Origin of the sequence: Bradyrhizobium sp. HKCCYLS1011 (genome assembly GCF_051167795.1) — a bacterium.
GTDB lineage: Bacteria > Pseudomonadota > Alphaproteobacteria > Rhizobiales > Xanthobacteraceae > Bradyrhizobium.
On sequence record NZ_JBNPTT010000001.1, the window covers coordinates 24,394 to 49,782 of the forward strand.

General features: G+C 64.7%; 24 protein-coding genes. 10 read left to right on the plus strand and 14 right to left on the minus strand.

The annotated features are described in order from the left end of the window. The first annotated feature begins 26 nt into the window (after positions 1-26). Both ACQR1W_RS00125 and ACQR1W_RS00130 read left to right on the plus strand, forming a co-directional pair. Complete coding sequence (locus ACQR1W_RS00125) at positions 27-1,646, plus strand: peptide chain release factor 3 (RefSeq protein ID WP_434848932.1); 1,620 nt, start codon at positions 27-29, stop codon at positions 1,644-1,646. 85 nt (positions 1,647-1,731) lie between these two features. Then, positions 1,732-2,307, plus strand: a complete 576-nt coding sequence (locus ACQR1W_RS00130) for a GDSL-type esterase/lipase family protein (RefSeq protein ID WP_434848933.1) — start codon at positions 1,732-1,734, stop codon at positions 2,305-2,307. 236 nt (positions 2,308-2,543) lie between these two features. Here ACQR1W_RS00130 and ACQR1W_RS00135 read toward each other — a convergent pair whose 3' ends face one another. From ACQR1W_RS00135 to ACQR1W_RS00150, 4 genes are all read right to left on the minus strand, one after another. Continuing rightward, positions 2,544-3,542 (minus strand): IS5 family transposase, encoded by a 999-nt coding sequence (locus ACQR1W_RS00135; protein ID WP_434848934.1) that lies wholly within the window; start codon positions 3,540-3,542, stop codon positions 2,544-2,546. A gap of 272 nt (positions 3,543-3,814) precedes the next feature. Beyond that, a complete protein-coding gene (locus ACQR1W_RS00140; protein WP_434848935.1) occupies positions 3,815-4,192 on the minus strand; it encodes a response regulator transcription factor in 378 nt (125 codons plus the stop codon). Beyond that, a complete protein-coding gene (locus ACQR1W_RS00145; RefSeq protein WP_434848936.1) occupies positions 4,189-5,058 on the minus strand; it encodes a S1C family serine protease in 870 nt (289 codons plus the stop codon). The genes ACQR1W_RS00140 and ACQR1W_RS00145 overlap by 4 nt, the downstream gene beginning before the upstream one ends. Before the next feature lie 85 nt (positions 5,059-5,143). Further along, positions 5,144-5,878, minus strand: a complete 735-nt coding sequence (locus ACQR1W_RS00150; RefSeq protein ID WP_434848937.1) for an aspartate/glutamate racemase family protein — start codon at positions 5,876-5,878, stop codon at positions 5,144-5,146. A gap of 171 nt (positions 5,879-6,049) precedes the next feature. Between ACQR1W_RS00150 and ACQR1W_RS00155 the strand changes: the two genes are divergently transcribed. The 6 genes from ACQR1W_RS00155 (at position 6,050) to der (ending at position 11,277) form a co-directional block, all read left to right on the plus strand. After that, positions 6,050-6,646: a hypothetical protein gene (locus ACQR1W_RS00155; RefSeq protein ID WP_434848938.1), complete on the plus strand. Its 597-nt coding sequence runs from the start codon at positions 6,050-6,052 to the stop codon at positions 6,644-6,646. Positions 6,647-6,879: 233 nt separating this feature from the next. After that, positions 6,880-7,467, plus strand: coding sequence for an NnrU family protein (locus ACQR1W_RS00160; protein WP_434848939.1), 588 nt, complete (start codon positions 6,880-6,882; stop codon positions 7,465-7,467). A 2-nt stretch (positions 7,468-7,469) separates the two neighbouring features. After that, positions 7,470-8,294 (plus strand): 3-methyl-2-oxobutanoate hydroxymethyltransferase, encoded by an 825-nt coding sequence (panB, locus tag ACQR1W_RS00165; protein WP_434848940.1) that lies wholly within the window; start codon positions 7,470-7,472, stop codon positions 8,292-8,294. Between the two features lie 281 nt (positions 8,295-8,575). Next, positions 8,576-9,229 carry a tetratricopeptide repeat protein gene (locus tag ACQR1W_RS00170; protein WP_434848941.1) on the plus strand — a complete coding sequence of 218 codons (654 nt, stop codon included), beginning with the start codon at positions 8,576-8,578 and terminating at the stop codon, positions 9,227-9,229. Between the two features lie 42 nt (positions 9,230-9,271). Further along, positions 9,272-9,814 carry a hypothetical protein gene (locus ACQR1W_RS00175; protein ID WP_434848942.1) on the plus strand — a complete coding sequence of 181 codons (543 nt, stop codon included), beginning with the start codon at positions 9,272-9,274 and terminating at the stop codon, positions 9,812-9,814. 95 nt (positions 9,815-9,909) lie between these two features. Further along, positions 9,910-11,277, plus strand: coding sequence for a ribosome biogenesis GTPase Der (gene der, locus ACQR1W_RS00180; protein WP_434849690.1), 1,368 nt, complete (start codon positions 9,910-9,912; stop codon positions 11,275-11,277). Positions 11,278-11,400: 123 nt separating this feature from the next. On the opposite strand, the gene ACQR1W_RS00185 is transcribed toward der, so the two are convergent. The 5 genes from ACQR1W_RS00185 to ACQR1W_RS00205 form a co-directional block, all read right to left on the minus strand. Beyond that, the gene (locus tag ACQR1W_RS00185) at positions 11,401-12,732 is read right to left on the minus strand and encodes a cytochrome-c peroxidase (RefSeq protein WP_434848943.1); all 1,332 of its coding nucleotides are present in this window, start codon (positions 12,730-12,732) and stop codon (positions 11,401-11,403) included. A 16-nt stretch (positions 12,733-12,748) separates the two neighbouring features. Next, a complete protein-coding gene (locus ACQR1W_RS00190) occupies positions 12,749-14,431 on the minus strand; it encodes a phospholipase C (protein ID WP_434848944.1) in 1,683 nt (560 codons plus the stop codon). 291 nt (positions 14,432-14,722) lie between these two features. Continuing rightward, positions 14,723-15,949 carry an ABC transporter substrate-binding protein gene (locus tag ACQR1W_RS00195; protein ID WP_434848945.1) on the minus strand — a complete coding sequence of 409 codons (1,227 nt, stop codon included), beginning with the start codon at positions 15,947-15,949 and terminating at the stop codon, positions 14,723-14,725. A 134-nt stretch (positions 15,950-16,083) separates the two neighbouring features. Beyond that, complete coding sequence (locus ACQR1W_RS00200; RefSeq protein WP_434848946.1) at positions 16,084-17,217, minus strand: hypothetical protein; 1,134 nt, start codon at positions 17,215-17,217, stop codon at positions 16,084-16,086. A gap of 148 nt (positions 17,218-17,365) precedes the next feature. Beyond that, positions 17,366-18,028 (minus strand): TetR/AcrR family transcriptional regulator, encoded by a 663-nt coding sequence (locus ACQR1W_RS00205; protein ID WP_434848947.1) that lies wholly within the window; start codon positions 18,026-18,028, stop codon positions 17,366-17,368. Between the two features lie 149 nt (positions 18,029-18,177). Between ACQR1W_RS00205 and ACQR1W_RS00210 the strand changes: the two genes are divergently transcribed. Together ACQR1W_RS00210 and ACQR1W_RS00215 are read left to right on the plus strand one after the other, a co-directional pair. Beyond that, complete coding sequence (locus tag ACQR1W_RS00210) at positions 18,178-19,398, plus strand: patatin-like phospholipase family protein (RefSeq protein ID WP_434848948.1); 1,221 nt, start codon at positions 18,178-18,180, stop codon at positions 19,396-19,398. Continuing rightward, on the plus strand, positions 19,395-19,658 hold the full coding sequence (locus ACQR1W_RS00215; RefSeq protein ID WP_434848949.1) for a hypothetical protein: 264 nt from the start codon (positions 19,395-19,397) through the stop codon (positions 19,656-19,658). Before ACQR1W_RS00210 ends, ACQR1W_RS00215 begins: the two co-directional genes overlap by 4 nt. A 53-nt stretch (positions 19,659-19,711) precedes the next feature. Here ACQR1W_RS00215 and ACQR1W_RS00220 read toward each other — a convergent pair whose 3' ends face one another. The 5 genes from ACQR1W_RS00220 to ACQR1W_RS00240 all read right to left on the minus strand — a co-directional run bounded on the left by ACQR1W_RS00220 (position 19,712) and on the right by ACQR1W_RS00240 (position 25,195). Then, complete coding sequence (locus ACQR1W_RS00220; RefSeq protein ID WP_434848950.1) at positions 19,712-20,455, minus strand: SDR family NAD(P)-dependent oxidoreductase; 744 nt, start codon at positions 20,453-20,455, stop codon at positions 19,712-19,714. Between the two features lie 149 nt (positions 20,456-20,604). Next, positions 20,605-22,140: an amidophosphoribosyltransferase gene (gene purF, locus ACQR1W_RS00225; protein WP_434848951.1), complete on the minus strand. Its 1,536-nt coding sequence runs from the start codon at positions 22,138-22,140 to the stop codon at positions 20,605-20,607. 35 nt (positions 22,141-22,175) lie between these two features. Continuing rightward, entirely contained in the window at positions 22,176-22,802 is a 627-nt protein-coding gene (locus ACQR1W_RS00230) for a CvpA family protein (RefSeq protein ID WP_434848952.1), read from the minus strand. A gap of 169 nt (positions 22,803-22,971) precedes the next feature. Beyond that, the gene (gene radA / locus ACQR1W_RS00235; protein ID WP_434848953.1) at positions 22,972-24,447 is read right to left on the minus strand and encodes a DNA repair protein RadA; all 1,476 of its coding nucleotides are present in this window, start codon (positions 24,445-24,447) and stop codon (positions 22,972-22,974) included. A 19-nt stretch (positions 24,448-24,466) separates the two neighbouring features. Continuing rightward, on the minus strand, positions 24,467-25,195 hold the full coding sequence (locus tag ACQR1W_RS00240; protein WP_434848954.1) for a sulfite exporter TauE/SafE family protein: 729 nt from the start codon (positions 25,193-25,195) through the stop codon (positions 24,467-24,469). Between the last annotated feature and the right edge of the window lie 194 nt (positions 25,196-25,389).

Here is a 25,389-nt window from a genome sequence, read left to right on the forward strand (position 1 = left end):
GACGCTTCAAAGACGCTTGCCGCCTCATGTCCGATATTGCCGTCACGACCGAAAGCCCGATCCGCTCGCCGCTCTCCGACGAGGTGGCGCGCCGGCGCACCTTTGCCATCATCTCGCATCCGGACGCCGGCAAGACCACGTTGACCGAAAAGCTGCTGCTGTTCGGCGGCGCCATCAATCTCGCCGGGCAGGTCAAGGCCAAGGGCGAGCGCCGCAACACCCGCTCGGACTGGATGAAGATCGAGCGCGAGCGCGGCATCTCCGTGGTCACCTCGGTGATGACCTTCGAGTTCGAGGGGCTCGTCTTCAATCTGTTGGACACGCCGGGCCACGAGGACTTTTCAGAAGACACCTATCGGACGCTGACCGCAGTCGACTCCGCCGTCATGGTGATCGACGCCGCCAAGGGCATCGAGGCGCGCACGCGCAAGCTGTTCGAGGTCTGCCGCCTGCGTGACATTCCGATCATCACCTTCATCAACAAGATGGACCGCGAGAGCCGCGACACTTTCGAGCTGATGGACGAGATCGAGAAGACGCTGGCGCTCGACACCACCCCGATGACCTGGCCGGTGGGTCGCGGTCGCGACTTCGTCGGCACCTATGACATCCGCGACGGCGGCGTGCGCCTGCTCGAAGGCGGCGGCGCCAAGACCGGCGCCGCCCAGCAGATCGAGATCTCAGAGCTCGCCAAGATCAACGCCAATCTCGACATCGGCCAGATCAGGGACGAGCTCGAGCTGGTGAGGGAAGCCTGCAAGCCATTCGAGCTCGACGCGTTCCGCGAGGGTCATCTGACGCCGGTCTATTTCGGCAGCGCGCTGCGCAATTTCGGCGTCGGCGATCTGCTCGAAGGCCTCGGCCGCTACGCGCCGTCCCCGCGGGCCCAGGATTCCGACCTGCGCAAAGTCGACGCCGCCGAGCCGCGCATGAGCGCGTTCGTGTTCAAGATCCAGGCGAACATGGACCCGAACCACCGCGACCGCATCGCCTTTGCGCGACTCTGTTCGGGCAAGCTCAGCCGTGGCATGAAGGCGAAGCTGGTGCGCACCGGCAAGACGATGCCGCTGTCGAGCCCGCAATTCTTCTTCGCCCAGGATCGCTCGGTTGCCGACGAGGCCTTCGCCGGCGATGTCGTCGGCATTCCCAACCACGGTTCCTTGCGCATCGGCGACACGCTGACCGAGGGCGAGGAGCTGACCTTCGTCGGTGTGCCGAGCTTCGCTCCGGAAATCGTCCGCCGTGTCCGGCTCACCGACGCGATGAAGGCGAAGAAGCTGAAGGAAGCTCTGCAGCAGATGTCGGAAGAGGGCGTCGTGCAGGTGTTCCGGCCGCGCGACGGCGCACCGGCCCTGGTCGGCGTGGTTGGACCGCTGCAGCTCGATGTGCTGAAGGCGCGGCTCGATGCCGAATATTCGCTGCCGGTCGAATTCGAGGTGTCCGAATTCTCGCTCGCGCGCTGGATCTCCTCTGACGACAGGAAGAAGCTGGAGGCGTTCATCGCCGCCAACGGCTCCGGCGTCGCCGACGACGTCGATGGCGATCCGGTATTCCTGGCCAAGAACGAGTTCTATCTCGGCTACACCAAGGAGCGCGCCGAGGGCATCACCTTCTCCAACGTCAAGGACGTGAAGAAGAAGGCCTAGCCGCCCGCTACTCTCTTCGTCATTCCGGGGCATCGCGAAGCGATGAGCCCGGAATCCATGCCGCGTGCTTTTCGTCGGACCGCCGTTGAGCTACGCTCCCTTTCACAAGAAGTGGGGGGAGGGGAGAATGCCAGCGGGATCTTTTGGCCGTCAGGTCCGGCGACAGGCGGCCGCACTGTTCGCTGCGTGTTGCTTCGCGTCCGGAACGATCGGAGCGGCGCAAGCCGCGGAGGTTGTAGCCCTTGGCGCCAGTAATACCTACGGCAAAGGCGTCAATCGTGGCGAGGACTTTCCGGCCCAGCTCGAGGCAATGCTCCATGCCAAGGGTCTTCGTGTCAGCGTGACCAATGCCGGTGTCAACGGTGATACCACGGCCGGCATGTTGTCCCGCTTCGACGGAGCGGTTGATGGATCCACCCGCGTCCTGCTGTTGCAACCCGGCGGGAATGATTTTCGCAAAGGCGTCGGCGATCAGCGCGCCGGCAACGTCAGCGCCATTCTGGCCAAGGCCTCGCAGCACCACATCAAGGTGGTGATGGTCGAGAACGGGATGCTTCGCGGCTTGCCGCATCAGATGGATGGCGTGCACCTGACCCCCGACGGCTATCGGATGCTGGCGACCGCCCTGTTGCCCAGGGTGACGGGCAGTCTGCGCAGGTAGTTGCCGTCGGCGCGCGCCGTATGAGCTTTTGCCTGCGCCCACAATGTCAGAGGTGGAGATGTTTTTGCCGCGCGCTCAGTGCCCGTCGATGCGCCCTCTCCCCTTGTGAGGGCTTTGCGCAATCGGCGAGCGGAGGTGATCGAGCTCCCCGGGCTTTTTTAAGAGTTGCCGACCATTGCCATTTGGCGGAGGCCGGCGGCCATAGGCAACGTTCTGCTCACTTATCCCCATTTTTTTCAAGCGCAAACGCACTTCTCCCGTGAGGCGGACAGGACACCTGCGACGCGACGCAGATTGTAGGCACAGCAGGCGAGCACGACCTGGACCTGGTTGCGTTCGTAGTTGAAGAAGCGCATGCGTCGCAGCCCGTATTGTTCTTTGAGCACGGCATAGGGGCGTTCGACAGCTGCGCGCACCTTTGCGATCAACTTGTTGCGCTGTTTTTGTCGAGGCGCGAGAGCATGATGCTTGTTGGGGCGATGCATCAAGCGGTCCTTGATGCCGGCTTCCTTTAGACGAGCATGCCGGGGATGTGTGTAGTAGGCTTGATCGCCGTAGACCGCTTTCTCATCACCGCAGAACAATTGATCCGCGGGCTCGGTGTCGGTAACCGAGGCATCCGTCATATGGATGCGGCGAATGATGGTGTGACCAACATCCACGCCTGTGTGGATCTTATAGCCGAACACGCTCTTTCTGCCTTTTCTGCCCCACTTCGCCCCCGGATCGGCAGATCGCTTGGGGGGCGCTGTCTCCTCCGTTTCGGCAGATGCCTTCCGGGGTGGCTTGGCTCGCGCAGGAATCAATGAAGCATCCACCAGGGTGCCTTGCTTGAGGATCAGCCGCTTGGCCTCGAACTGACGGTTGATCTCCTCGAAGATTTTCTCGATCAGTCCGTCCTTGGCGAGTTCCTGCCTAAACCTCCACAGCGTGGTGTGATCGGGCGTCCGATCGTGCAGACTGAGGCCCACAAAGCGACGGAACGACAGCCGGTCCGCGATGGCAGCTTCCAGCGCCGGATCGGACAGATTGTGCCAGATACCGACGAGCAGACAACGCAACAACACCTCCGCCGGATAGCTGCTGTTACCGGCGCCATCGCCACCCCGCTTGCCGAGCAACGAGCGCAGCGGCGCCCAATCCACGACTGCTCCCACTTCATCGAGAATGCTGTTTCGCGGTGTCCGAACCAGACCATCCGCCAAGCTCATCTGACCGACACTGCGCTCGACCATGATTATCGCCCCGATTCACGATAGAATCATCGAATCACAATGCCGCATTTGCGCAAAGCCCTCCTTGTGGGAGAGGGCATCTCCGCGGTCCGCCACGATCTCGGTTGGGTGAGGGGTTCGTCCCGGATCGTGATCAAATGTGATCGTGGCTAGAACCCCTCACCCGTCTGCGCTACGCGCAGCCACCCTTTCCCACAAGGGGAGAGGGTGCACCTGCGGTCGAGATCACAACCCTCTTTTCGTTGGTCTACGACTTCACGCCTGCTTCCGCTCTACAGATTGATGATCCCGTGCCGCGCGGCGTGCGCCACCGCGTCGGTGCGGCCGGTGGCGTCGAGCTTGTCCAACAGCGAGCCGACGTGGAATTTGGCCGTGTGCACGGAAATCCCAAGGCTGCGGGCGATCTCCTTGTTGGAGGCGCCTTCGGCGAGCAAGGCCAGCACGTCGCGCTCGCGCGCGGTCAGCTGAAAGCCGTCCCCCGCGCCACGCGTGGCGGGTTCGGGCGTGACGACGACGACATCCGCGCGCTCGCCTGGCGCCGCCAGGCGGAGGCCACTGACAGTCCCGAGCAGCGCGGCAAGCCGATCCGCGAGGTCGGGATCGTCGAGTTCGATCGCGACCACGATCGGTGCAGTCGTCTCCGCCGTCACGCGGCCGGCCTTTCGCCGATGGTCAGCGCGAGGCGGATCGGCTCGCCGCCGCGCAAGCCCGCCACATCGACCACGGCACCCACACTGGCCGGGCCGAGCTCGCGCATCAGCGCGCGCATGCCGCTGAAGGTCTGATTGTTGAGGGCGGTGATGACGTCGCCCTGGCGCAGGCCGGCGGCAGCGGCCGGTCCGTTCTTGTCGATGCTCATCACCATCGCGCCGACACCATCGTCGAGCTTCACCGGCTGCAGGCCGACACCGAGATAGCCGCGCGCGATCCGGCCGTGGCTCTCGAGCCTGCCCGCGACGCGTTCGATCGTGGCCGCGGGGATGACCAGCGTCCGGCGTGGGCCCATCACCGCCATGCCGATCGCCTTGCCCTCGGCGCTCAACACCAGGCCGCCTTCCTGGCTGTGGCGCAGCCGGGTGTCGAGCTCGATCCGCGCGTCGATCTCCCCGCCGCGCAAGCTGCGCCAGGGTCCGGTGGATTTCGAGATCATTGCGAGCGCCGCGGTCGGCGCGCCGTGATCGGCCGCAGCCACGACCGCGAGCGATCCCAGCGCCGGGAGCTCGCCAGTGAGGCGGGTCGCGCCCCCGGCAATGGCGTCGTACCGGAGCAGGGCAATGTCGGTGGTGTGATCGCGACCGGCGACTGTGGCCGGTCGTGTGCTGCCATCAGCAAACATCAGCGCGATCTCGCCTTCGTCGGCCAGCCCCTCGTCGGCGGTGACGATGAGGCCGGGCTTCCAGAGAAAGCCGGTCGCGCGTGCGCGATGGGAGTGGACGGAGACGACCGCAGGTGCGGCTTGCGCGACAGTCGCGGTGAGGGCTGACGAGAGCGAGGCGAGGGCTGACAGATCGGACATGGGACGCTCCAAAATGGCTGGACTCAATGTGGAGCGTCGACGGCCGTTTCGGAACTGCCCGGGTGGGCAGGCGATTCACGAGGTCTCAGAGCGGTGGGCGCGCCTTCGGCAGCGGAAAAGCCAGATCGCCGTGCTTGGAGGTCTTCAAGCCCAGCCCGACCAGCGCCTCGGCAAAGCGCACCGCGGCGGCGACGCCGTCGATGACAGGAATGCCGAGCTCGGCTGACAGATCCTGCGCAAGATCGGCCATTCCGGCGCAGCCCAGCACGATGGCGCCGACCCCATCGTCGCGTAGGGCATCGCGGCATTCGCCGAGCAGAACGCCACGCACATTGGCCTCCGGCTTGTCCAGGTCGAGCACGGCGACATCGACGGCGCGCACCTTGCGGCAGATGTGCTCCATGCCATAGTTGCGCACCAGATGCTCGGCAATCACCTTGGTGCGCGACAGCGTGGTGACGATGCTGAAGCGCGTCGCGATGAAGCTTGCCGCGTGCATGGCGGCCTCGGCGATGCCGAGCACGGGCGCCGCGGAAAGCTCGCGGGCCGCGAGCAGGCCGGGATCGCCGAAGCAGGCGATCACGTGGGCGTCGGCCCCGGCTTCGTCGCCTTCGGCAACCTCCTTCAGCATGCCGATGGTTGCCAGCGCCTCGTCATAATGTCCCTCGATCGAGGCCGCGCCGAAGCGCGCGGTGCGGCCGACGATGCGCGTCGCGGGACTCGCGCTGGCCTGCGCGGCCTTGGCGATCAGCTTGGTCATCGTCTCCGTCATGTTGGGATTGATGACGTTGATCACGGTCTGGCGTTGCGGCTGGTTCATATGTCGTCCGTCTTGAGGTCGCTGCTGCCGCGATCTAACCAAGTTCCGGCGCAAGGGTCGAGGGGGGCGAGGGGCCGTGCGCAGATGGGAACGCGCAGACGTGAACCGGATTGGCCTTGTGTTGGTGGTTGCCGGGCCCACCTTGTTGCTATCAGCTCCTTGGTGCCATCCATGCTGCGTGTCAGTCTGATTCTCCTGCTTCTGCTGCCCGCAATCCCGGCCGCGCAGGCGCGCGATCGCCAGACCAATCCGGTGCCGTTTGCGCACACGCCCTGCAGCGTGCTCGACGAAGGGCCGTGCACGCCGTCCTATTGCGGCGTGTTTGGCCCTTGGCCGTGCTTTCCGGAGATGGACTACCCATATGGGGAGAATCTCCAGGTCACGGTGCAGAGCGTGCCACCAAAGGATCAGGCGGCAAAGTACCAAAAGCCCGACCATGATCTCGACACTATCGGCGACCTGTTCGCGGCGCTCAGGTCCTGCTGGACGCCGCCGGCTTCGGATGCTGCGCGCGAGGGCATGCAGATGACCGTGCGCTTCAGCTTCAAGAAGGATGGCGAGATGATCGGCTCGCCGCGGCTGACCTACGCAACGTCAGGCGTCTCCGCCGACACGCGCAACACCTATCTGAACGCGATCAACGCATCGCTGCAGTCCTGTCTGCCGCTGAAGTTCACATCCAGCCTCGGCGGGGCGCTCGCAGGCCGTCCGATCGCAATCCGCTATGTCGACAACCGCGATCTCGGCAAGACGTCGGACAAGCAATAGCGCGCACGCGCGCGGCCATCCCACACCCCGTCATTCCGAGGCGCACGCAACGCGTGCGAACCCGGAATCCCGAGATCGGTTTGGATTCTTTGTAACAACATCGGGATCCCGGGTTCGCGCCTACGGCGCGCCCCGGAATGACGGGCTTGGCTGAGCCACGCCTTGCCGCATTGCGAGCCCGCCCTCCAAAATGATACCTCGGTTCCGTCGCAGCGTGTGAAGGGGAGCGTATCGTGGGACTTCTGCTGATGGTGGTGGGGCTGGTGCTCTTTCTTGGAGCGCATGTGTTCACGAGCAGGCGCGAGGCGCGGGCGCGCGTTATCGCGTCGATGGGCGAGGGGACCTACAAGATCGCCTACAGCGTGGTCGCGCTCGCCGGCCTCGCCCTAATCGTCTGGGGCTTTGCCCATTACCGGTCCTCCGGCGAATGGATCCAGGTCTGGACCCCGCCGAAGGCGCTGAAACATCTGAACATCGCCCTGATGCTGCCGGCCGTCATCCTGGTCGTCGCGTCCTATCTCCGGGGCCGCATTTACAAGACCGTGAAACATCCGATGCTGGCCGGCGTGAAGCTGTGGGCGTTCGGCCATCTGCTTGCCAATGGCGATCTCGGCGGCATCATCCTGTTCGGTTCCATCCTGGCCTGGGCGGTCTACGATCGCATCTCGCTGAAGCGGCGTGCCGATCCGGGGGCTCCGCCGATTCCGGTCGGCGGCATCGGCAACGACCTGATTGCGGTCGTGGTCGGCGTCATCGCCTATCTGGCGCTGACCTTCGCCTTCCACCCGGTCGTGCTTGGCATTCCTGTGATGGGGGGCTGACGATGTCCGTTCAATCGACGATCAGGCGCAAGACGGCTCCCGATATCCGTGCCCGAAAGGGTGGTGAGCCGATCGTCATGCTCACCTCCTACCATGCGCACACGGCGGCAATGGTCGATCGGCATTGCGACGTGATCCTGGTCGGGGATTCGCTCGGCAACGTGATGCATGGGTTCGAGACCACGGTGCCGGTCACGCTCGACATGATGGTCCTGCAGGGGAGCGCGGTCATGCGCGGCTCCCGCCAGGCACTGGTCGTGGTGGATATGCCGTTCGGCTCCTATGAGGCCGGCAAGGAACAGGCGTTTCATTCGGCTGCGAGAATCTTGAAGGAGACCCAATGCGGCGCGGTCAAGCTCGAGGGTGGCGTGCGGATGGCCGAGACGGTGCGCTTTCTGACCGAGCGTGGCATTCCGGTGATGGGGCACATCGGGCTGACGCCGCAATCGATCAACACGCTCGGCAGCTTCCGCGCGCAGGGGCGTGAGGCGGAAAGCTGGGCGCCGATCGAGACCGACGCGCGCGCGATCGCGGAAGCCGGCGCCTTCTCGATGGTGATCGAGGCCGTCGCCGAACCACTGGCGCGCAAGATCACGCAGGAGGTCACCATTCCAACCATCGGCATTGGCGCCAGCGCCGCCTGCGACGGCCAGGTGCTGGTGCTGGAAGACATGCTCGGATTGTCTCCGAAGGTGCCGAAATTCGTCCGCCGCTACGGCAACCTGGGACCCGCAATCGAGAAGGCCGTTGCGGCCTATGCCGCGGATGTCCGCTCGCGCGCGTTTCCGGCGGCCGAACATGTCTACGAGATGAAGGCCAAGACCTGAGAACCGGCACCAGAAAGCCAGCCTCGAAGAGCAGCCTTTGGCCGTGCCGGGCGATCCAGGAGCAGGGTCATCAGAAAGGCAGTTGCGCGAAGCCGTGGTGGCATGATAGCCGCGTTCCGGCGGGACCGAAGCGGCCGGTATTAAGCTCTTGATTCCGCGAGGCCGGCCTTGCCTCCGCCATATCGGCGCGCTATCCGCGCCGCATATCGGGGACGGGCGCTTGCCGGCACCTGATACCGCGCCTGAAGCGGCTCACAGCAGATACCATGGGACATCGTTAAGTGTCTGAATTCTTTGATGAAGTAGACGAGGAGGTCCGCCGCGATCAGCTCAAGCGGCTGTGGGACCGCTATTCGTTATTCATCATTGCGGTTGCGCTCCTGATCATCGCTGCCGTCGGCGGCTGGCGTGCGTATCAGTACGTCGAGGGCCAAAAGGCGGCTGAAGCCGGCTCCGCCTTCAACAAGGCCGTCGAGCTGTCCGACCAGGGCAAGCATGCCGAGGCGGAGAAGGCCTTTGCCGACCTCGCCGCCAGGGCGCCTGCTGGCTATCGTATGCTGGCCCGGTTCCGGCAGGCAGCCGAGGTCGCGACCCGCGACAAGCAGGCCGCGGTGAAGCTTTATGACGAACTGGCAGCCGATCGCAGCATCGGCGCCGGACAGCAGGCCCTGGCGCGCCTGCGCGCCGCTGGCTTGATCGTCGATACCGCGGGCTACCAGGACATTAAGCAGCGCCTGGAAGCCGAGGCCGGGCCCGGCGCCGCCTTCCGCCATGCAGCCCGGGAGCTATTGGCCTTGTCCGCCTGGCGCGCCAATGATGCAGCCGCGGCGCGGCAGTGGCTCGACATGATCGCGTTGGACGGCGAGACGCCGCCGGGCCTGCGCTCGCGTGCGGAAGCGCTGCAGGCTTTGCTGCCGCCGGTGGCGAAAAGCTGAAGCGCTGACGGCAAGACTTCACGTTTGACGGGGGGACCGACCATGCGCCGCCACCAACGCCTGATTGCTGCTACGGTCCTGATCGCGCTGTCGGGGCTCCTCGGCGGCTGCGCCGGCGGCTTGAGCAGTTTCGATCCGAGCGATCTGCTCGACTTCCTCGACACAAAGAAGAAGCTGCCGGGTGACCGCAAGCCGGTGTTTCCGGAGGGCGTGCCCGGGCTCGAACAGGGCGTCCCCAAGGATCTCTACAAGGGCGCTCAGCAGCAGGACGATGCGGCGGCGCAGGCGGCGGCCGCGGCCCAGCCCGTGCCTCCGCCTACCGAAGAGCCCAAGGGAAAGAAGGGCAAGAAGGGCAAGCAGGCCGCTGCGGCGCCGGCCGCCGAGCAGCCGCCGCAGGACGGCGAGGCCGCCGCGGTCGAGGAGGGCGCCGCGGCCATTCCTCCCGCGCCCAAGCCGAAGAAGATTGCCCGCCGCCGCACCACCGCGCCGCCGCCGGACGACACCACGACCACTCAGCCGCAGCAGTCCAGCTCGTCCGGCGCAGGTTTCCCGGCGCCGATGCCGAGCGGCTCCTTCGGCCGTTAATTCAATTCGCGAAGCTTTCCTGCCCGCTGTTTCGGTTTTCCGGCCGAATGCGCTAGAGCTTGCGCCTGGACGCGCTGGACGCGCATTGGATCACCATGTTCACGATCGCCATTATCGGCCGGCCCAATGTCGGCAAGTCGACCCTGTTCAACCGCCTGGTTGGGCAGAAGCTGGCGCTGGTCGACGACCTGCCCGGTGTCACGCGTGACCGTCGCGAGGGCGAGGCGCGTCTCGGCGATCTCGCCTTCACGGTGATCGATACCGCCGGCCTGGACGAAGGCGTCAAGGGCTCGCTGACGGCGCGCATGCAGGAGCAGACGGAGACGGCGATCAAGCTGGCGGACGCGCTGTTCTTCGTCATCGACGCCCGCGTCGGCCTGACCCCGACCGATCGCGCCTTTGCTGATTTTGCCCGCCGCGCCAACAAGCCGGTGCTGCTGCTCGCCAACAAGAGCGAGGGCAAGCATGGGGAACTCGGCGCGATGGAGTCCTATGCGCTCGGCCTCGGCGATCCGATTCAGATCTCGGCCGAGCATGGCGAGGGCATGGGCGAGCTCTATGACGCCGTGAGCGAGCTGGTGCCGGCCGAGCCTGACGACGCGGACGAGCGCGAGGAGACCGACGAGGAGCGCGCGGGACGGCCGATCCGCGTCGCCATCGTCGGCCGTCCCAATGCCGGCAAATCGACGCTGATCAATCATCTGCTCGGCGAGGAGCGGCTGCTCACCAGCCCGGAGGCTGGCACGACCCGCGATTCCATCGCGGTCGAGATCGACTGGAAGGGCCGTGGCTTCCGCCTCTTCGACACCGCAGGGCTGCGCCGCCGCTCGCGCATCGAGGAGAAGCTGGAGAAGCTGTCGGTCGCGGATGCGCTCCGTGCGGTGCGCTTCGCCGAGGTCGTCGTCCTGATGATGGATGCGCAGAACCGCTTCGAGGAGCAGGATCTGCGCATCGCCGACCTGATCGAGCGCGAGGGCCGCGCGCTGGTGATCGCCGTCAACAAATGGGATCTGATGGACGGCAAGCCCGGCCAGATCTCCGCCTTGCGCAGCGATGCCGATCATTGGCTGCCGCAGGTTTCCGGCGTGCCGATCGTGGCCGTGTCGGGCCTGATGGGCGAAGGCATCGACCGGCTGATGGAAGCCATCGTCAAGGCCTATGCGGTCTGGAACAAGCGCGTGCCGACCTCGGCGCTCAATCGCTGGTTCGAGCAGGCGATTGCTGCCAATCCGCCCCCGGCGGTCTCGGGCCGGCGGCTGAAGCTGAACTACATCACCCAGACCAAGGCACGGCCGCCGAGCTTCGTGCTGTTCTGCTCGCGTGCGGACGCCATCCCGCAATCCTATCTGCGCTATCTCACCAACTCGCTGCGGGAGACCTTTGAGCTCCCGGGCACCCCGGTGCGCATCACCCTCCGCGAGAAGGCCAATCCGTTCGCGCACAAGCGCAAGCGCCCGTCATAGGCGCAAGTTCACGCCCTTCGGTCATCGCCGTCATTGCGAGGAGCGAAACGACGAAGCAATCCAGCTCTTGATACGTCCTGGATTGCTTCTCGGAACCTGCCCGCGCTTGGTGTCGAACACAGCTCAAGGCTTCGGCTGGTAGCCGTCGGTCAATGTGTTCAGGAACGCGATGATGTCGGCTTCGTCCTGTGCCGTCATCGCAGGAGTCTCGCCCAGCTTGCGATCGAACGGTGGATCGCTGACGTCGACATTGGCGCGATATTTGGCGGGCAGGTCGTCGTATTTTTGTACCCTGCCGTCTGTGGTGTGCGGATAGACCTTCTCCGGGCTGGTGTCGCGGAAGTTATAGAAATCGAGCACCTGCTGCAGGCTGCGGAAGACGCCGTTGTGGAAGAAGGCGCGGCGGGTCGCCGCGTTGCGCAAGGTCGGCGTCTTGAACATGCCGCAATACTGCGTCTGGTCGGCGATGTCGGTGCGTTGCGGACCGCAGGCGCCGAGATCAAAATAGTTGGGATCACGGTTGTCGGCCAGCGCAGCATTGCGTGGGGCGCCGAGTGCCTCATACTGATGGTCGGTGAACAGCGGAAGCAGGCCATCGCGAGTAGGGCTCGATGGATGGCAGCCGGCGCAATTGGCCTTGTCCGGATCGTCGAACAATTGCAGGCCGCGCAACTCGCTCGGGCTCAGCTGTGCCTTGCCTTCCAGCCAGTAATCGAACTTGCTGCTGTAGGGATGGAAGCTCGGCTCTTCGAGCTGGTAGCGTGCCACAGCGAACATCGCCTCGGAGACCAATAGACGCGGATTGCTGAAGATGTTGGCCCCGAACAGGCCGACGAAGCTGTCGGCGTAGGAGGCGTGGCGGAGCTTGCCAGCGACGGTTTCAATGCTGCCGCCGTCCATCTCACGCCGGTCCAGCAGCGGAAACAGCGCCTGATCCTGCAGCGTGTCGGCGCGGCCGTCCCAGAACAGGCCGCCTTGCGGCACGATATTCGCTGCTGAAGCCGCGGTCTGTGTCGCGATTTTCTTGGCGCGTGGCGCCTGCTTCGCAGTCGCCGCCATCTGCGCGAGGTCGATGACGTTCTCGTCGTCGCCCTTGTCGGGCCCGATGCTGAAATTCGGCTGACGCTCGAGATAGGTCAGTGATGGAACGGCACGGGCGCCCTGTTGCGACAGGGTTGCGCCGCCGAGCATGACTGGACCGTCGTTCGGCGGCCCATAAGCGTGGTCCGGACTGTGACAGGACGCGCATGACAGCGCGCCCGATGAGGAAAGCGAGGCATCGTGGAAGATCTGCCGGCCGAGCTGCGCCATGGCAGAGAGCGGGGCAGGGCGCGGACGTATGAGGTGGATCGGGTTCGGATTGGCTCCGGCCTCTCCTTGCGGCTCGCCCGCAAAGACAGCGCCGGCCATGCAGAGCAGGCCGGCGCCGATGAGCTGAAAGATGCGACCGTTCATATCTCCGCTCGGTCGCTTAGTGATGGTGACCTTCGGGGGCGCTCACGATGACGGTGCCCGCGGTCGGATCGAGGAAGAGCTTGTTCGCAGCGTCGTCGTGATCCCGGTCGAAGTCGAACAGGTCCATGATCGATCCGGCGCTGGCGTCAAACGAGCCGTCACCGAGGCGCTGGCCGTGCAACCAGTTGTCCTCGATGAAGCGCACCACGGACGCCTGCGAGATGCGGGCGTGGCTGACGTGGTTCTGCTTTGCGTAGGGCGAAATCACGATGAACGGAACGCGGGTGCCCGGACCGCAGCGGCCGTTCACGGGCTTGCCGTTGAGGCCCTTGGGCTGGGGCTGGGTGGCCGGACCGGTGCCGCACAGGCCGGGCCCGTTGACCTGGTCGGCGCTGGAGTCGTAGGAGGCATTGGTCGGCGCTGCATAAGCGTGGTCGTACCAGCCGTCGGAGTCGTCATAGGTCACGATGACGGCGGTGTCCTTCCAGTCCGGACGCTGCTGCAGGAAGTTGATCAGATCGACGTTGCCGGTCTGCTCGTCCAGCGGATCGGAGTTGCCGGGATGACCGTCCTGATAGGCCGGCATCTTGATGTAGGACACGGCGGGAAAGTTGCCGGCCGAGACCGCTGCATAGAAGTCGTCGAGGTCGTAGGCGTGGTTGGCCGGATCGACGGTTTTGCCGTCCGCCTTATAGCTGTGCCCAATCGCCGCCATCGAGCTCGGCCGCGCATGGGTCGGATTGGCCGTCGACTTGTAGTACTGGAACCAGGCGTGGTGGGGCACGTAGTCGGTGACGGTGCTGGCCACGTTGCTCGAATAAGTGCTGCGCGCGCAACCGTTCGTGCCGTTGGTGTTGGTCCGGGTGAGGTCGAAGCCGCCCATGAAGCTGCCCCAGGTGATCTTCGCGTCGTTGAGCACGTCGCCGATGTTCTTTCCGGTCATCAAGACGGTGCTCGTCGTGCTCGAGCACGAATCATAGGCCGGATCGGTGTCGCCGATCAGCGTCAGGCCGCCTTGGCCGTCGGCGATCGAGGACGATGAGCCGACGATGTTCTGTGCGCCGTTGGTCTGACCGGAGACCACGTTGACCGCGCCGGGCGTCGACGGCCCATAGGTGTCGGTATAGGCGTTGTCGTTCATCGCGAAGTTCTGCGCGTAGTTCCAGAACGCCGTGACGGTGTTGCCGTCGAAATAGCCCATCACCTGGCCGTTGGTGCCGAACGCGCCGACTCCGCCGGCCGTGCCGCGACCGGTGAATTTTGGGAACAGGTCGGCCTTGCCGTTGTCATAGGCCTGCTGCTCAGCCGTGTAGGCGTGGTTCTGCGAGCGGGTATTGGCCTGGGTACGGTCGAGACGGAACGGGTCCGTCGCGCCGGTGCCGTTGGCGGTGTTGGTCGCGTTCGGGTTATTCACCAGGAGATTGGCGCTGGCGAGGTTATTGACCTCAGGCGTATGCGGCTTCGCCTTGAAGGGAATTTCTCCTGCCGGATTGCCGGCGTTCGGATAGGTCGCAAAGTAGTGGTCGAACGAGCGATTTTCGTTGAAGATGATCACGAGATGCTTGATCGGTGTAGCCGTGTCGCCGTGCTGCGCCTGCTGACGATCTTGGTCGTCCTGATCCGCGGAGACCGGAGTCATATACGCCATCGTCACGGCGATCGCGGAGGCTGCAACCGTGGAAAGAAGCCTGATTTTCATTCGAATTGCCCCGAAAAAACGTATGCTGTCGCGTTGCGGCGTTTAGTCGCGGTCAGTGACAGCGGTGTGTCGTTCTCGTGAGGGCTCGCGCGTGTCGCGGATCAGTCAGTAACTATCTCTTGATCGCCCGCGCTTCCGTCGTGCTGCGCTCATCGATGGCGCGGCGGATGCGTGACTCCGGGGAAAAAGGAACGGCGAGGTTCGCTAGCTATGCGAACCTCGCAAACGTGTTGTCGCAGCTTCAAGAGTTTCTCACTTGATGCAGACGAAACATATAGAAATGTTGCGCCTTCATTTCTTCACAAGCGGGCAGTCGCTCGCCTCCAGGGGCTTGGCGGCATCCTCGGGCGCAATCGTCGCGACCAGCTTGTAATAATCCCACGGATATTTCGATTCCTCGGGCTTCTTGACCTCGAACAGATAGGCTGGGATCAGGCGGCGGCCGTCGGCGCGCAGCGGGCCCTTGCCGAACAAGGGATCGTCGGTCGGAAGCTCCTTCATCTTGGCGACGACCTTGGCACCGTCATGCGGATTGCCCCCGAGTGCCTCGAGCGCCTTCAGGTAATGCAGCACGGCGGCGTAGTTGCCGGCGACCGTCATCGACGGCATCGTGTGCTTGGGCGAGGCCTCCATGAAGCGCTTGGACCAGGCGCGCGTCTGATCATTGAGGTCCCAATAGAACGACTCGGTGAAAGTAAGGCCCTGCGCGACCTTCAGCCCCAGCGCATGCACGTCGGTGACAAATAGCAGCAGGGCCGCGAGCTTCTGGCCGCCGGCGACGATGCCGAATTCGGAAGCCTGCTTGATTGCGTTGGTGGTGTCGCCGCCGGCATTGGCCAGTCCGACGACCTTGGCCTTCGACGATTGCGCCTGCAGCAGGAAGGACGAGAAGTCGGAGGAATTGATCGGATGCTTGACGCTGCCGAGTACCTTGCCGCCATTGGCCGTGACGATGGCCGTGGTGTCGCGCTCCAGCGCCGCGCCGAACGCGTAGTCCGCGGTCAGGAAGAACCAGGTGTCGCCGCCGGCCTTGGTCAGCGCCTTGCCGGTGCCGTTGGCGAGCATATAGGTGTCGTAGGTGTAGGAGATCGTATTGGCGTTGCAGGCCTTGCCGGTGAGGTCGGCGGTCGCGGCGCCCGAGTTGAGCAGCACCGCGTTCTTCTCTTTGACGAGATTGGAGACGGCGAGCGCGACGCCGGAGTTCGGCGTATCCGCGATCACGTCGACCTTCTGATTGTCGATCCATTGCCGGGCGATGTTGACGCCGACATCGGGCTTGTTCTGGTGGTCGCCGCTGAGGACCTCGATGCTCCAGCCCTTGGCCTTGAGCCCGGAATCCTCGACTGCCATGTTGATCGCGGCCACCGAATTGGGACCGCCGATATCGGCATAGAGGCTCGACATGTCGTTGAGCACGCCGATCTTGACGATCTTGTCGTCGGCGAAAGCTTGGCCGGCAAGGCTGAGCGTGGTGGCGGCGAGCAGCATCGCAAGCCGCCGCGCATGGGTCGTCGTCATGATATCCTCCCTGGTGATGTGTCCAGCGCGGCCCTCTTGAGCGAGGCTTTGGCCGGTTCCAGTTGGATATCTTCTCTTCGTCGCGGCGGCAATGCGCCAAAAGGCGCGGGCTCCAGTCCTCTGGCGTGACGTAGTTAACGCAGCGCGTCCGAGGTCAGCCTGAATTTCTGGATGCGCTTACCGGTGTCGACTTCGGCGGTATAGACGTTACCGAGCTTGTCGACGGCCATCGCGTGCACCCAGTGAAACTGGCCGGCATTGCGGCCGTTGTGGCCGAAGCTGCCGACCACATTGCCGTTCTCGCGATCGATGATGCGGATCTCGTTGTTCTCGCCGTCGGCCGAGAGCAGATAGCTCTGCTTCGGATCGGGCCAGATCGCGAGATCCCACACCGCGCCGTTGCCGAGCGTGCTCTTCTCGAAGAACCATTCCTTGACGAAGCTGCCGTCCTTCTTGAACACCTGGATGCGATCGTTGATGCGGTCGCAGACATAGACCAACCCGTCATCGGCGATCTTCACGCAATGTACGGGATTGCCGAACTGCTGCGCGACCGGCGCCTTGGGATCATAGGGCGGCTGCTTGGCGTCATCGGGCACATGGCCATAAGCGCCCCAGTGCCGCTTGTAGGCCAGCGTCGTTGCATCGAACACGATGACGCGATGATTGCCGTAGCCGTCGGCGACGTAGATCTCGTCGGCCGCCTTGTCGATTGCGGTCTCGGCGGGCTTGCCGAGCTGCGTGGTGTCGTTGGAGCCCTTGCTCGGGGCGATGGTGCCGATCTGCCCGACATACTTTCCGTCGAGCGTGAATTTCAGGATCGCGTTGTCATTGTCGGCATTGCCGCCGATCCAGACGAAGCCGCGCTCGTCGACCTCGATGCCGTGCTCGCGGCCGACCCATTCATAGCCGTCGCCTGGTCCGCCCCAGGCGCGCAACAGATTGCCGTCGACGTCGAATTCGAGCACGGGCGGCGCAGGGATGCAGCATTTCGAGCGCGGCGGATTGAGGGTCGCGCCTTTCTCGTCATCGGTCAGCGAACGCGGACGGTGGATCATCCAGATGTGCCCCTGCCAGTCGACGGTGATGCCGCCGACCTGGCCGATGATCCAGTTGTTCGGAAGCTGCTTCGGCCAGGATGGATCGACGGCGAAGGTCGGGATCTCGCCGGCCGCGGCGGCGAGGCAGGACAGCAGGAGGCTGGCGGCGGCGATGATCAGCGAAAGGGTCCGGGCGAAAACGATCGCGGGCCGGCGCGTGCGCGTCATGGCATCCTCCCTGGTGTGCTGCGGTCAGCCGCTAGCTGATGTAATCAATCGCGGGCTCGGAGTGGTGTCAATCGGCGCGCGCTCGTTTGAGACGAGCGTTCCGCCCACTCGCCGGTTTCGATCGCCGAGCCGGCTCACGTGTTCTTCATCACCTCTTTTTCAAGAGACTCAAGGGACCGCATGCCCGGCGCTTGGCGCCTGCGGCGGGAGGGGTCCGTGACACCGACGGCTTCAGGAAGCGCGCCAGCATGGTCCGCAGATGCTCCGTGGTCTGCTTGATGTCGACGGTGGGATTGCGGATCGGCAGGGCGCGGGCGCCGTCGATGATGACAAACAGAATGTTTGCGGTGGCGCCGGGATCAAGGCCGGAATCGACGTCGCCCCGCCGCTGCGCCTTGGTGAGGAAGTCAACGAGGAGCGCCCGCATCGCGCGTGCATGCTCGTGGACGATGTGGGCGAAGGCCGGATTGCGACAGGCCTCGGCCAGAGCCTCGGTGCTCAACACCTGGGCTTCGGGCCGATGGATGCTGGCGTTCTCGATCTCGATCAGCAGGGCGTCGATCACGTTGGGCGAGGCGAGGATCGCTTCGAACCGCGACGCTGCATGGGCGAGGTTCTCCTGCACCAGCGCTTCGATGATCGCGTCCTTGCTCGGAAAGTAGTGATAGAGGTGTCCCGGGCTGATCTTCGCCGCGACGCAGATGTCCGTCGTGCTGGCGCCGTGAAAGCCGTGCCTCACGAAACAGCACAATGCGGCACGAATTATTTCCTGACGTTTCTGTTCGTGCTTGACGGGATCAATCTTCCTCATTGCCGCCGCTCCCTCGCCCAAAATCTCCTCTAACACAAAGAAAGTTCAGCTGAAATTGATAATTAGAGAGATCAATCTATTTTTGATGGACAGGTTCCCCTTGGTGTGCAAGTAATAACTAGAGCGATCTGTCTATCAATGGGTGCGGCATGACCAATCTGCGTGCGGTGATCGCCGTGCTCGCGTCGATCCAGGTCGCGGGCTGCGCCGCGTTCGCGACGCGCGTGGTGCCGCCGGAGATGGTCGCCGGCCATGCCGATCCCGTCGGCTTCCAGAATGTCAGGTACTGGGGCGACGAGGCCACGCCGGGATTTGCCGACACGCTGGTGCAACGCGCCTCAGTGAGCGCCGTGGCGTCGCGGCAGCTCAACTTCCTCGCCATCTCCGGAGGCGCCGAGGACGGCGCGTTCGGTGCCGGCCTTCTGGTCGGATGGGGAGATGGCGGCCAGCGTCCGTCTTTCGACATGGTGACCGGGGTGAGCTCGGGCGCGTTGATCGCGCCATTCATCTTCGTCGGCCGCGAGCGCGACGCTGGCCTGCGCGAGGTCTTCACGGCCTATGGCCGCAAGGACATCTTCACCGTCAATGTGTCCGGCCTGCTGCAAGGCGCAGCGCTGGCCGACAATTCGCCGCTGTCGAAACTGATCGAGAAGTATGTCGATCGCGAGTTCCTGCACGAGATCGCCCGCGAGAGCAGCAAGGGCCGGGTCCTGCTGATCGGCACGACCGACCTCGATGCTCAACGGCCGGTGCTTTGGGACATGGGACGCATCGCGTCCGTGGACAGCCTGGAGGCCCTCAGCCTGTTTCGCCAAGTGCTGCTGGCCTCCGCAACCGTTCCCGGCGCCTTCGCGCCGGTTCGGATCAAGGTGCATGTCGGCGACAAGGAGTACGACGAACTCCACGTCGATGGCGGCGTGACGCGCCAGGTCTTCATCGGTCCGTCGATCTTGCGCCTGGTGTCCGGACAGGGACCGCACCGCACCGCGAATGGTGCACGGCTGTTCGTGATCCGGAATGGTCGCATCGATCCGCAACGCGAGCGGGTCGGGGCCGACGTGCTTTCGGTCACGCAACGCTCGCTGTCGACGCTGATCAAGAACCAGGGGCTGGGCGATCTGTACCGCATCTACTCGATTTCGAAGTTCAACGGCATCGATTTCAACCTCGCCAGCATCCCCAAGGATTTTCAGGTCCAACCCGACGGTCCGTTCGACCGGACCTATATGAGCGCGTTGTTCGATCGCGGCTACGAGATGGGCCGTCACGGTTATCCCTGGGTGAGGAGCCTGCCGGGGCTTCAGCCCGCCCGGCGCGACCCCGAGACGCAGAAGCTTCCCGTCGCGATGCTCGGAGACGTCTCGCGATGACGGAGCGGGGCAGGAAAAGGCTTTTCGCCGCGCCGCTCCTGGTCACGGTGCTGCTGCTCGGCGGCTGCGCAACGTCGGCAGGGACGCAGACCGGCGAGACTGGCTTCCGCAATACCTACAACTATCTTCCGGTGAACGATCCGCCGGCCGAGCGGTCCGAACCGCTGATGAGTACCGAAGACCAGACCAAACTGCGGGAAGCGCTGACAAAGGCGCGTGATCATCAGACGCCTCGTCCCGCGAAGCAGGACACGAAGTGACGCATGCATCGCGCACGCTTGCTTCGCTTCGCTCGCAATGACGCAAGAATTGGTTACGCCGGCGGCTGGAAGCTCTTCAGGCTCCGCGTCGCGTACTCGTACAGCTTGCCGGTTTCGGTCCACGCGGGTGAGCACATCGGCACGATGAATTCGGCAACCTGCTCGGGCGTATCCAGCGTCATCGGGTCTTCGCCGGGAAATACGGTGGCGCGCATGCGGGTGCGGATCGGGCCCGGGCTGAACAGGTTGACGCGCAAGGGCGTGCTCGCGGTCTCATGCGCCCACACGCGCACGAGCGCATCCAGTGCCGCCTTGGACGCGGCATAGGGGCCGAGATAGGCCGGTGCCTTGTGGGCGGCACCCGAGGTGATGAACACCGCGCGCCCGGCGTCGCAGGCTTTGAGCAGCGGCTCCATGCAGCGGATCAGCTGGAAGTTGGCGGTGACGTTGACCGCGATCGCGTCGTTCCAGGGCTTCAGGTCGATATGGCCGAGCGGCGACGACGGCCCGGGCACGCCGGCATTGCCGACGAGAATATCGAGCTTGCCGTGCCGCTCATGCAGTGCCGCGCCCAGCCGCGCAATGCCGTCGGTGTCGGTCATGCTGAGCGGCACCAGCGTCGCGCCGCTGCCGGTCTCCTTGCGGATCTCGTCATCGAGCTCCTCGAGTCCGCCTTGGGTGCGCGAAACTGCAACGACATGCGCGCCGGCACGCGCAAGCGCGCGTGCGGTGGCAAAGCCGATGCCGCGCGAGGCGCCGGTGACGAGGGCAATACGGGAGGCGAGGGGAGGGGACATGGTCAAAATCTCTCGACGTCGTCCCTGCGAAAGCAGGGACCCATACGCCGAGGCCGTTATGATGGAAATCGGTCTCCATAGCCAGCGTCGCACAAATCACGACGGCCTGTGGTTATGGGCCCCGGCTTTCGCCGGGGCGACAACCAGTGTCAGCTCGCCTCGGCCAACAGCGACAGCTGCCGCGGCTGCGGCTCGACCAGGGCCTGATCGGTGAGGTTGGTCGGATAGTTGCCGGTGAAGCAGTGGTCGGAGAATTTCGGAGTCGCAGGATCGCGCGCAGGCTCGCCCATGGCGCGGTACATACCGTCGATCGACAGGAAGGCGAGCGAGTCCGCACCGATCAGGTCGCGCATCTCCTCGAGCGAATGCGTGGCGGCCAGCAGCCCGCCGCGATCGGGCAGGTCGATGCCATAATAGTCGGGATAGAGGATCGGGGGCGACGCCAGGCGGAAATGCACCTCGGTGGCGCCGGCGTCGCGCATCATGCGCACGATCTTCCTCGAGGTGGTTCCGCGCACCAGCGAGTCGTCGATCAGAATGATGCGCTTGCCTTCGATCGCGGCGCGGTTGGCCGAATGCTTCATGCGCACGCCGGATTCGCGGATGCTCTGGGTCGGCTGGATGAAGGTGCGGCCGACATAGTGGTTGCGGATGATGCCGAGCTCGAACGGCACGCCGGAATGCTGGCTGTAGCCGAGTGCGGCCGGCACGCCGGAATCCGGCACCGGCACCACCACGTCGACCTCGGCATGGCTTTCGCGGGCGAGCTGGGCGCCGAACGCCTTGCGCACCTCATAGACCGAGCGGCCGCCGACGATGGAATCGGGCCGCGCGAAATAGATGTATTCGAAGATGCAGGGGCGCGCCGGCTTTGGCGGGAACGGCTTGTGACTGTGTGCGCCCTGTTCGTCGAAGATCACGATCTCGCCGGGCTCGACGTCGCGGATGTAGCGCGCGCCGATCATGTCGAGCGCGCAGGTCTCCGACGCCAGGATCGGACAGCCGTCGAGCTCGCCCAGCACCAGCGGACGGATGCCGAGCGGATCGCGCGCGCCGATCAGCTTCTTGTTGGTCAGGCAGACCAGCGAGTAGGCGCCTTCGATGGCGCGCAGCGCCTCGATGAAGCGATCGATGAAATGGGTGCGGCGGGAATGCGCGACCAGATGCAGGATCACCTCGGTGTCGGTGGTCGACTGCATGATGGCGCCGGCGCGCACCAGCTCCCGGCGCAGCGTCAGCCCGTTGGTGAGATTGCCGTTATGACCGACCGCAAAGCCGCCGGCATTCAGCTCGGCGAACAGCGGCTGCACGTTGCGCAGGATGGTGGCACCTGTGGTGGCGTAGCGCACGTGCCCGACGGCAGCATTGCCGGGCAGGCGCTCGATCACCTCGCGGCGGGAGAAGGTGTCGCCGACCAGGCCCAGCCTGCGTTCGCTGTGGAAGCGCGAGCCGTCGTAAGAGACGATGCCGGCAGCTTCCTGGCCACGATGCTGGAGCGCGTGCAGGCCGAGCGCGGTGATCGCGGCGGCATCGCTATGCCCATAAACGCCGAACACGCCGCACTCCTCGCGCAGCGTGTCTCCATCAAGATCCGGGTCTCGCAGGTCAGCCGATCCGCCGAAGTCCAGATCCCATTGGTTGGCCTTTGGGTCGGCTTTGCCGGCAGGGTCTTGATGCTCGTCCATCGCGCCTCTCTTCTGGGTCTCGCTCACTTGCCGCCTTACTTGGCTGCAGGCTTGTCGATCAGCTTTTTCAGGCTGTCACGGGCAGGCTTTGAGTACCCATCGCCGCCGGCAGCAGGCGGCTCGGTGTCAGTCTGTTCGTCGTCCGGTTTGTTCTTCTTGAATTTCTTTAAGATGGTGTTCTCAGGATCGTCAGGCAAGAGCGACATCAGCCAATCCCCGGTTCCCTGCAGCACGACGCGGGATTTCGCCCCCGTCACCCAGTCCGGGCGCTGCTTTTCCGGCACCAGCCAGCTGAAGAACACGAACGCCACCACCACGATCAGCAGGCCGCGGGCCAGTCCGAACAGGAAGCCCAGTGTGCGGTCGAGCGCCCCGATTCGCGAGTCCAAGATCATGTCGGAGATGCGCACCGTGATCACGGAGACCACGATCAGGGTACCGACGAAGGTGCCGGCCACCACGACCACGCTGGCGACGGTATCGTTGTTAAAATAGGTCTTCGCGGTCGGTAACAGCTTTGAGAATGAATAAAGCGTTACCAGAGCCGCCGCGCCCCAGGCCGCGATCGACAGCACCTCGCGCATGAAGCCGCGGACCATCGCAAGCAGTCCCGAAATCAGCATGACGCCGAGCAGGATGAGATCGAGGATCGTTATCGGCATCGGCTGGTCAGGTCCGCTTCACTGGTCAATGTCGTCTCGAATCGGCGGCACGGTCGCTCTCTCATTCGAGCGCCGTGGGTTCCCGGCAAGACCGCAAGATCACACGAGCCTGTGGGTAGCCCCGATGCGGGGTTGTATAGCGGCGAGTCACGGGAACGTCACGATCCGCCTAGCCGTCCTGGCGGCGGAATCTCGCCGGTGTGGCATTTTTTTCCGCACCATTGCGATCATTCTCCTGCCTCGCGCTCTCCTGCCGCGCCCTTGGCGTGCCGCGCGCGGCGATTTCGGCGACCAGGGAGGTCAAGCCGCCGACCGTGTTGAGACTAAGGCCGGCCTCACCACTGGTCTCGCCACGCGCCTGTTCCGGCAGCACCACCCAGCCGAAGCCGAGCTTGGCGGCCTCCTTCAGCCGCGCTGAGGTCTGGGCCACCGGGCGTACCGCGCCGGACAGGGAGATTTCGCCGAAATAGACTGCATCCGGCGGCAAAGGCGCATTGGCCAGCGAGGAGACCAGAGCGGCCGCGGCGGCCAGGTCGGCCGCTGGCTCATGGATACGCAGGCCGCCGGCGACATTGAGATAGACGTCATGGCCGGAGAGCTTGACTCCGCAATGGGCCTCCAGCACCGCCAGCACCATCGACAGCCGGCTCGGATCCCAGCCGACCACGGCCCGGCGCGGCGTGCCGAGCGAGGTCGGCGCAACCAGCGCTTGCATCTCGACCAGGACGGGCCGCGTGCCTTCGATGCCGGCAAACACCGCCGTGCCGGGGCTGCCGAGATCGCGTTCGGACAGGAACAGTTCAGAGGGATTGGTGACCTCGCGCAGGCCCAGACCGGTCATTTCGAACACGCCAATCTCGTCGGTCGGGCCGAAGCGGTTCTTCACTGCGCGCAGGATCCGGAACTGCTGCGAGCCTTCGCCCTCGAACGACAGCACCGCGTCAACCATGTGCTCGACCACGCGCGGACCGGCGATCTGGCCGTCCTTGGTGACATGGCCGACCAGGATGATGGCCGCTCCGGATTTCTTGGCGAACCGAATGAGCGCCTGAGCCGAGGCCCGAACCTGGGTCACCGTGCCGGGCGCGGATTCGACCGTATCCGTCCACATGGTTTGGATCGAATCAATCACGATCAACCGCGGCACCGTGCCTTCGGAGAGCGTGGAGATGATGTCCTCGACCGAGGTCTCGGACGCCAGCTGCACCGGCGCGTCCGCAAGACCGAGCCGCTCGGCGCGCAGGCGCACCTGCGCGACCGCCTCTTCGCCGGAGATGTAAACTGCGCGGTGGCCGGCGCGGGCGAGCATCGAGGTCGCCTGTGTGAGCAGCGTCGACTTGCCGATGCCGGGATCGCCGCCGACCAAGAGCACCGAGCCGCGCACGAAGCCGCCGCCGGTGACGCGGTCGAGTTCGGTCATCCCGGAGGACAGGCGGGGGGCATCGAGGCTCTTGCCGGTCAGGCTCTCGAGCTGGAATTGCCGGCCCTTGCGCTTGGAGCGCAGCGACACCGGCGCCGAAGTCGCGCCGGTGGTGTCCTCTTCGGCCAGCGTGTTCCACTCGCCGCAGGCCTCGCATTTGCCCTGCCAGCGCGAATAGGCCGCGCCGCAATTTTGGCAGACGAAGGAAAGCGCGTTCTTGGCCATGAGGGGAGGGAATCAGTTCTCAAGGGGATTGCGTGGCATTCCATAACATAGATAGGCCGGCCGCGATCATGATGCCATCCATCACGAGGCGAAACACGTTGGGCTCCAGCTTGAGCACGAAGCGCTTGGCGATGAAGGCGCCCGACATCAGCGAGCCACCGGCGATCAGGCCTTTCACCAGGATATCCGGCGTCAACGCGCCGAAGCGCTGAAAGGTGACGGATTTGCTGACATAGAGGCCGAGCGAGCTGGCGGCCTCTGTCGCCAGGAATGCGCCCTTGGCGAGGCCATAGAACAGAAACAGGGGCACGCTGAGCGGGCCGGTCGAGACCACGATGCCGGTGAGAAAGCCGATCACGGCGCCGCCGATCGCCAGATGCCAGAGATTGGCCTTCAGCTGGTGCCGCGCCAGCCAATGGCGCGCCGGCACCATCACGATCAGGAAGGTGCCGATCGCGATATCCACGGTGTGCGCGGGCAGCACCAGCAGCGTGCGTGCGCCGAGCGCGGCGGCCGGAATGCCCGTGACCGAATAGGCGGCGCAGGCCCGCCAGTCCACCTCCCGCCACCACGCCAGGATGCGGGACAGGTTCGCCATCACGGCGGCGACCGCCATGATCGGCACCGCTTCCTTGGGACCGTATTCGTACACCAGCACCGGCATCAGCATGATCGAGGAACCGGTGCCGACGATGCCGGACAAGGTGCCGGCGATCAGGCCGACTGACAGCACGAACAGGAACCCCAAGGGATCGTCTCCAGGAGCGCGGCGGGAGGTGCCGTGCGTTAGCAGCCATCCGATGAGTCTCGCAACGTGTCTTGCAATTGGGGGGCGTGCATGAGCGACACGCGCTCGTGACCGACATGGCCCTGCAAACACCGATGGTTGTGATGTGTATCACACTCGCCGGCGCCGATTTGCGCGAGATTAACGTCTCATGA

Coding starts and splice junctions, on each gene's coding strand:
- ACQR1W_RS00125 (WP_434848932.1), top strand. CDS start 27: ATGTCCGATATTGCCGTCACGACCGAAAGCCCGATCCGCTCGCCGCTC.
- ACQR1W_RS00135 (WP_434848934.1), bottom strand. CDS start 3,542: ATGGTCGAGCGCAGTGTCGGTCAGATGAGCTTGGCGGATGGTCTGGTT.
- ACQR1W_RS00145 (WP_434848936.1), bottom strand. CDS start 5,058: ATGTCCGATCTGTCAGCCCTCGCCTCGCTCTCGTCAGCCCTCACCGCG.
- ACQR1W_RS00150 (WP_434848937.1), bottom strand. CDS start 5,878: ATGAACCAGCCGCAACGCCAGACCGTGATCAACGTCATCAATCCCAAC.
- ACQR1W_RS00155 (WP_434848938.1), top strand. CDS start 6,050: ATGCTGCGTGTCAGTCTGATTCTCCTGCTTCTGCTGCCCGCAATCCCG.
- panB (WP_434848940.1), top strand. CDS start 7,470: ATGTCCGTTCAATCGACGATCAGGCGCAAGACGGCTCCCGATATCCGT.
- ACQR1W_RS00175 (WP_434848942.1), top strand. CDS start 9,272: ATGCGCCGCCACCAACGCCTGATTGCTGCTACGGTCCTGATCGCGCTG.
- der (WP_434849690.1), top strand. CDS start 9,910: ATGTTCACGATCGCCATTATCGGCCGGCCCAATGTCGGCAAGTCGACC.
- ACQR1W_RS00185 (WP_434848943.1), bottom strand. CDS start 12,732: ATGAACGGTCGCATCTTTCAGCTCATCGGCGCCGGCCTGCTCTGCATG.
- ACQR1W_RS00190 (WP_434848944.1), bottom strand. CDS start 14,431: ATGAAAATCAGGCTTCTTTCCACGGTTGCAGCCTCCGCGATCGCCGTG.
- ACQR1W_RS00195 (WP_434848945.1), bottom strand. CDS start 15,949: ATGACGACGACCCATGCGCGGCGGCTTGCGATGCTGCTCGCCGCCACC.
- ACQR1W_RS00200 (WP_434848946.1), bottom strand. CDS start 17,217: ATGACGCGCACGCGCCGGCCCGCGATCGTTTTCGCCCGGACCCTTTCG.
- ACQR1W_RS00205 (WP_434848947.1), bottom strand. CDS start 18,028: ATGAGGAAGATTGATCCCGTCAAGCACGAACAGAAACGTCAGGAAATA.
- ACQR1W_RS00210 (WP_434848948.1), top strand. CDS start 18,178: ATGACCAATCTGCGTGCGGTGATCGCCGTGCTCGCGTCGATCCAGGTC.
- ACQR1W_RS00215 (WP_434848949.1), top strand. CDS start 19,395: ATGACGGAGCGGGGCAGGAAAAGGCTTTTCGCCGCGCCGCTCCTGGTC.
- ACQR1W_RS00220 (WP_434848950.1), bottom strand. CDS start 20,455: ATGTCCCCTCCCCTCGCCTCCCGTATTGCCCTCGTCACCGGCGCCTCG.
- purF (WP_434848951.1), bottom strand. CDS start 22,140: ATGGACGAGCATCAAGACCCTGCCGGCAAAGCCGACCCAAAGGCCAAC.
- ACQR1W_RS00230 (WP_434848952.1), bottom strand. CDS start 22,802: ATGCCGATAACGATCCTCGATCTCATCCTGCTCGGCGTCATGCTGATT.
- radA (WP_434848953.1), bottom strand. CDS start 24,447: ATGGCCAAGAACGCGCTTTCCTTCGTCTGCCAAAATTGCGGCGCGGCC.